Below are 6,703 nucleotides of genomic sequence, written 5' to 3'. Positions count from 1 at the left end.
CAAGAGGCCGGATACATTAACGCAAACAGCTTTAATCATCGTGTGCTTGCAAAACGGGGGCGAACCATACATTTTTTCGATGACGTCTTTAAGTGCCCGGCATTCAAGGCTGAGATCAGCAAACATCTGTTTGAGGCGACGGTTTTCATCCTCCAGGTCTTTCATCTTTTTGATATCAGAGGATTCCATCCCGCCAAACTTCGCTTTCCAGTTGTAATAGCTGGCTTCAGAAATACCGGCTTCACGGCAGACATCCTTCACGGTACGTCCGGCTTCGACGGACTTCAGAACGGCAATGATCTGGTGTTCGGTGAATCGGGCTTTACGCATGGCGATCTCCTCAGGGGACATAATCAGTATGTCGGAAGATCTCTAAAAGTGAATGGTCCGTTTCGCAGGGATACTTACAACCAGAGTTCTTCAGCATCCACCTTTTCTCCGGTGCGTTTGTCACGAGCAGATTCCATTACTTTCTCCTTAACGCAGAACGTTTGTATGGGCTATTGCTAAGCCTTTATTCAAATCGCTGTTCCCTTTCACTATCTTCCCTTAATTCGCGTTCTTTTTCGTTTTCAACCCATTGAGTTAGTTTTTCATATACAGCTCTAGCTGACTTAGATATGTCTGCACTCTTGTGGGTAACCAACTGGCCTATGGCTTCAACCCTAGGTTGCATCTCGTTCGCTCGACTACCGGACCATGATGAAGGAGCTACGTGTTCGGCAAAAATCTCAAGGATGGCTCCTGGATCTGGAGAGGCTTCTAGAAATCTCACTGCATCATCTTGCAATGAAATACGGCCTTGCTCGTCGCCCTTCGACCATAGGTTAATTCCTGAAGCGACTGAAGCCCATATGTGATGATCATTATTGGTATCGCACCATTCAATCAAAATGCCTACATCGATTTTCGCAAGAGGAGACGGATATGAATCATCATTTTTGATGAAATGCAGTCGCCTTTGTTGTTGTTCCTCCGTACCATCAAAAACGCGACTGAGAAACTCTTTTGGCATCAGTGCAGCGGTAATACCGATAGCGTTTTCGAACGAATAAATGTTGCCAAAATACTCATCAACGACAGCGAAGATTTTATTCAACCATTCTAGCTTTTCAGCTTCGTTGCCATCGAAGCGCAATGCGGCATTGATAACACGTTCCATAGCATAATCTAGCCCCCCGCCTAAATCATTGTGATCTCTTCTGAATCTCTGGATTGCAGCAGAAAGGCCGACCTTTCGTAGTGCAGGACCTAGTGTGTCTGCAATATCTCCTTCATAAGCTACTTTCATATTCAGCGCTTCCAAAACTACTTCATCACCACCCGGTTTACTCAGAAGTTTCTGTGCAAGCTCGAGAACACGACTTTCTGGCAAATTAGAGAACTGCCCCCCCCACAGAATTGCTCCGTACATGTGTGGCTGTATGTCAGGGTCATCCAGAAGCGACATGCAGCGATCCAAGTCGATTTCAGTAAACTCCCGCCAAGGATGCAGGTTGACTAACTCGGATCGAAGCTCAGAATGCTGTGCACACTGGTCAAGCAATTCCTGTACCAGTGCTGAATCGATAGAGTTAGTTTCTTCAATAAAACCTCTAATGACCGAAAAATCACTTTGAGATTGATGTTGTAGATCCAACTGAATAACTAATTGCTGCCAATAGACTCGCAGGTCAGGAGCCCCTCTGGCTAATCCTTTACCAAATTCGATGCGATAGGGCATCCCACCTCGTGAAAATAAATCAGGGCCCAACTCATCAAGTTCATGGGAAGATACTGCAAATTCTTGCCCCAATTCGAAAGCTTTAGCATCTAGTATTTCCTTATTTTTTTTAAATTTATTCGGTCCCTCATACTCAAAATCGGCATCTGGCATCAAAAAGTCGCGCCCTTTACTGAGTACATAAGCCATGACTGCCGGAACCAGGTCTTTAGGCTCCAATTCTCGTTCCAATGTCACAAGGATTTCCGGCAAAGGTTCTATATCTTCTTTTTCTTTTCGTTTTGTATGGGAAAAGTAAATTGTTGAGCGGACAGCTTTCCAACCTTCACCCCAAGGACGGTAGGCATGGAACATGCGAGCTGCATCAATTAATTTTGTTCTTATTCCTTCATGACGCCAGATCCAGCGAAACTTATCAGCCAAGATCCGCCGAGCATCGTTTTCAAGTTCGAGAACTCCCGAAGTTCCTATTTTCACCGCAGTGTCTATGAAGGCGATCAGCCACTCAACAAGTTCATCGTAGCTAGGCCGAAATCCATAATCTCTTGGCCGAGCCCCAAACTCATTAATCCCGAATCCTGTCCACGGTGGTCCGCCGAGAGCCGTTTCAAGCATTTTAATGCCCAGCCCTCTACGCCCGGCTATACCTGATGTAATGCATTCATTCATCCTCGCAATACGTTGAGCCAAGGAAGCATGGGTGCCGGACAGGTGAGGTTGGAAAAACCGCGTTATCTTATTTCGAGTCGAATCGTAATTATTGCTCGCGCTTTCCTGGTCTGCGATGCAGATTAAGAGCTTAATGCATCGCTCAAAGTATCTCGATTCATACGCAAGTAACTGCAACAAATTGATAATTGCTGTTCGTTGTGGGTTGTAGCGTGATTTAATATTCTCAAAATTAGACGTAACAAGCGTTTCTTCAATCCGCTCAAGCAAAGCTCCAGGGGCAACTGGGGCGACATAATTAAGTATTCGTGTCGATACATCATCCAAGTTTACTATCTGCCCAAGCAGCCCTTCAGGGTGCAACCAAGCTTTAACGATCTCTTTAGCCACAGCATGGTCGTGTAGCAGTCCCAACCTGTGTGCGAACGACATCAATAAACGTTGCCGCCCGGGGTTTTCAAAGGTCGCCCTAAGCTGATCAACCGGGATACTATCAAGTGCAGATGCTGCCAACTTGTTAGCAATTGCTTGGGGAAGAATCGCTCTCCAGTGAGATCTTTTCTGAACAAGATGACGTTCCATCAACTGCTTAACAGCTTTGTATAACTGGATTCTGGGATACCCAAAGAGCGCCCCCAATATTTCCAATTCATCGGTAGCAGCATCTGTACTCGATACCGAGAAAGAATACACCAGTGACAATATTTCAGCTTGCTCCCGTAAATTGCCGTCGGGATGATTACGCTGTTCAAACAAGCGATTAAACAACTGCGCATCAGAAAGCAAAGCCAAACTCTCACCTTCTTTCACTCTTTCCGCTATAGCCAATGCAACTCTTGCATTCCCATCTGCGAACTCAGCAATACGTCGGGCATTATTCTGACCAATAGCCGAGAAGCGACGGATAAGAAGTTGCTCTGCCACCTCTGGACCATCTGTCTCAATATGGATGACCTCAGTTGTCTGTGGTTTGTCATCCCTAATGTCGTACTCGATCGTGATGAGGCTTACTTCTTTTCCTGCGGCTGATACTTTGCTGGCAAGCGAAGCATGGAGTTCTGATGGGCAATTATCAAGGATCATAATTGCTCTTCGGCCTTCAGCGAGTAGCTTATCAAGCATTGCTGTAGCCGATGGTACTGGCTCAGAGCCAGTGTCAACATAAATAGCTACTGTCCGATCAAGCGCATCTGTTCCAACTGTTTCATCAAAGAGCGCCTGAACGATTCGAGTCTTCCCAACTCCAGACAATCCTGTAATACGAATCGCCTTATTCGTCGAACGAATAAGTGCTCGCATTGGGTTAATTGCTTCAGCAATTCTGAGTTTTTGCCCCTTTCCCGACGGTAGGGAAATGGTTACACCTGGGGCTGAGATTAAAGTGTCTGAAACACCTTGTGGTGGGTTGCTCCACGCACCGTATGGTTGCCAACCAGAATACCCTTGTCCAAGCTTTCCTTTTACCCACAGCATGACTGATGGGTGTTGGCGCAGCCATTGAATGAGTTTGGAACGGTCGTAGAAATTAAGATGAAGATTGCTTTTGTTAGGATCATCTTTTACTGCATCCCTCATCGCTTTAAGACGATCTGTCTTTCCAGACGGCGAGCAATCATCACTTAGGCTGACAATGATGTAGCTGCCCTGTTTTCTGGCTTGTTCAGATATGATGGGTGAAAGCGCTTTACCGGTGCCCATTTCCTTCTCAATTGCAGCCTTTGGCATCTTATGTTTCTTTACCTGGAAGACCGTATCAGGCCTTATAAGAAAGCCAGGTTTCAGTTGTTCAACTGGAACCTGAACATGGATATCAATTCCTCCGTCAGGGGCCGTAATTGAACCAGACCAATTTACACATGCTGGGCTATAGCCAAGCATTGCCACTTCAGCTTCTGCTAGCCGAGCTATCAACTCTTCTAGCTGGGTATCGGAGAGCCGAAGTAATTCGTCCTTTTCAATGTCAAAGATTGCCACGCCTTCACCTTAGTAAAAAATTTATGTCCTAGCTCTTACATTATGGACACTTACTCATCCGTTCCTCTCACATAAGAGCGGGTAAGCGCTGTTTGAGTTTTTCGCTTTGCCTAGATGAAACCTGGCGAATAAATGAACCAAGCCCAGCGTTTGCGCATAACAATCGTCGCACCAGCGTGCAAAGACGCGTTGACTTTATAATCTCGCCCGGTCAGATAAGCATGGGAGCGTCAGTTATTATTAATTATGGTATTTGGTCGTACTCAAAGCGGCATGCATAAAGCTTTTTAGTCGCTTGGTATTCCGTACGAGTGAATTTGTCGATGCGCCCACACTCAGAGATAAGATGCAGGTTTTTCCGTGCACGAGAACCGATGACATACAGCAGTTTCATCGCGCTATCTTGCCCGTTGCGGTCATTTCTGTTTGGCAGCATGTTCTCCAGCAGTGCATAGGCAATGACGGCATCGAACTCCGCCCCTTTGATACCGTGGATTGTTGATATCGTGATGCCGGTTCGACTCTGGAAAACCTTCCTGAAAGTGGCAATGTCTCCGATCATTTCTGTGCCTTCCTTCTTCAGTCTGTCGATCCTTGCCTGTGAACTTTCGAAGAATGCCTCGTAATGCTCGTGAAGCTGCGTGAATTCCTGAATGTCGAAAGCTAGATTCGAAAACAGCTTATCGAAGAAGAACCTGAGATAAACCAGCCCATCTGTAGCATCAATGGTGATGGTATTACACTCCCTCAACAAGCTCTGCCGCGTGAGCATGGATACATTTGCGCCTACTCCCTCAAGATCATTGAGAACCTCTCCAGCCCAACGCAGTCTGCGCACGTACATGCCAGGAGACGCCTGTGTAAGAGCGATCCTTGATAACTTGTACCAAAAATTATCCAGATCCCGCGCGAACGGCACCATGCCGGGGCCGTCAAACGCATACTCGGGCATGCTAGCGACCAAACGACGCGTCATGCTCGCCAAGTGCATCCACTGAGGCGCGAGGATGCAAACCTCATGAGGCGGAATGCCAATGGTCTCGATATTGAAGCGGATGAGCCGGATCAACTCATCTTCCAGTCCGTCTTTGCTCACCGAATCATTGAACGAAATCAGGCTGGGGTATGCCTTGTCGTTGGATGCGGCCTCAATACGCGTGTCGTATACGTTGTAGTTTCCGAAGTACTTGATGATGCGTTCGGAAGAACGATAGTTCTGGGAAAGTTCAAGCTCCTTTAGCTTGATGCCAGCCATTGACTGGAACTCCTCGAAGGAGATTGGGTACCCACCTAGTGATTCATAGATGGCTTGATTTGGGTCGCCGACAATGAAAGCTTTCGTTCCCTGACCCGCTTTCAGAATGGACGCAATGATGGAGTACTGAATGCGCTTCGTATCCTGATACTCATCGACCAGTATGAAGGAAAATAGCTGCCCGAGAATGGCGCTGATCTGAGGCTGCGCAGCGATCAACTGATAGGCGTAGTAGAGAATCAATTCAAAGTCGATCTGTCGGGTTTCCCGGAGATAGTCGAAGTATTGCTCCAGGATTTCAGCGAGACCTGTGTATTTCCAGTCTTGCGGGCACGAAATTACATAGCCCTTATCGGTAAAGAAATACTCGCAGTCCCAGAAGGTGATTTTTGGCTTCTGATAGGGTTGGCACAGGTTCTCCAGCACCTTTTCGCGCTCATGCAGGTCAATGACTCGAAAACCGCGATCCAGCGCTTCGTGGTAGATGCCATAAGGCTTCAGTATCCATTCGAGACAAAATGAATGGATCGTGCCTATCCAGAGCCTGGATGTATCAACCCCGAGGTTTTCAATACGCTCATGGATCTCGTCTGCAGCGCGATGAGTATAGGTGATCGCGACGATGAACTGCTTGTTCGACCCCAACTGCGACAATTCATAGGCAATTTTGTAGGTGAGAGTGCGTGTTTTTCCGCTGCCAGGACATGCAATGAGAAATACGCTGCCAGGCTCGCGGATGGCGGCATCTTGCTCAGAATTCAGATCCCCATCATCCCATGTGAACATAGCTAGAAGACCTCAAGTACATCGTTAATACGATCATCAGGAAAATCAGCGAACATCTCATTTTTAATGCCGACGAAGTCGATGTCGCCATTTTTAAACAGCTGTAACTTGGTTCTAAATTCAGCCAGGGTCTTAGGGTTTACAAATGGATCGTCCTCTTCTATGAAGTTCATTCGATAGCTAAGGATGTTGAACCAGACTTCTTTTTTTTTTTTTTTTTGGGCAAAAGCAATAGCGTCGAGTATGTATCGAGGAATAGCAGTATATGGATCAACTTTTTTTCCGAGTAAAATGGC

At 46.6% G+C, this 6,703-nt stretch carries 3 protein-coding genes and 1 pseudogene; all 4 read right to left on the bottom strand.

What is annotated here, in order from left to right:
• Window positions 1-330, bottom strand: a 330-nt coding sequence (locus tag DK872_RS28105; protein ID WP_237656243.1) for a transposase, incomplete at its 3' end; no start/stop codon positions are given.
• A 184-nt stretch (window positions 331-514) separates the two neighbouring features.
• Window positions 515-4,366 carry a hypothetical protein gene (locus DK872_RS28100; protein ID WP_161518846.1) on the bottom strand — a complete coding sequence of 1,284 codons (3,852 nt, stop codon included), beginning with the start codon at window positions 4,364-4,366 and terminating at the stop codon, window positions 515-517.
• 244 nt (window positions 4,367-4,610) lie between these two features.
• The gene (locus tag DK872_RS28095; RefSeq protein ID WP_161518847.1) at window positions 4,611-6,407 is read right to left on the bottom strand and encodes a UvrD-helicase domain-containing protein; all 1,797 of its coding nucleotides are present in this window, start codon (window positions 6,405-6,407) and stop codon (window positions 4,611-4,613) included.
• Window positions 6,408-6,409: 2 nt separating this feature from the next.
• Window positions 6,410-6,703: pseudogene (locus DK872_RS28090) on the bottom strand (ATP-dependent endonuclease); the annotation flags it as partial.

The organism is Kosakonia sp. MH5, assembly GCF_009935945.1.
Classification (GTDB): domain Bacteria; phylum Pseudomonadota; class Gammaproteobacteria; order Enterobacterales; family Enterobacteriaceae; genus Kosakonia; species Kosakonia radicincitans.
This window is presented reverse-complemented; position numbering and strand designations above follow the sequence as displayed.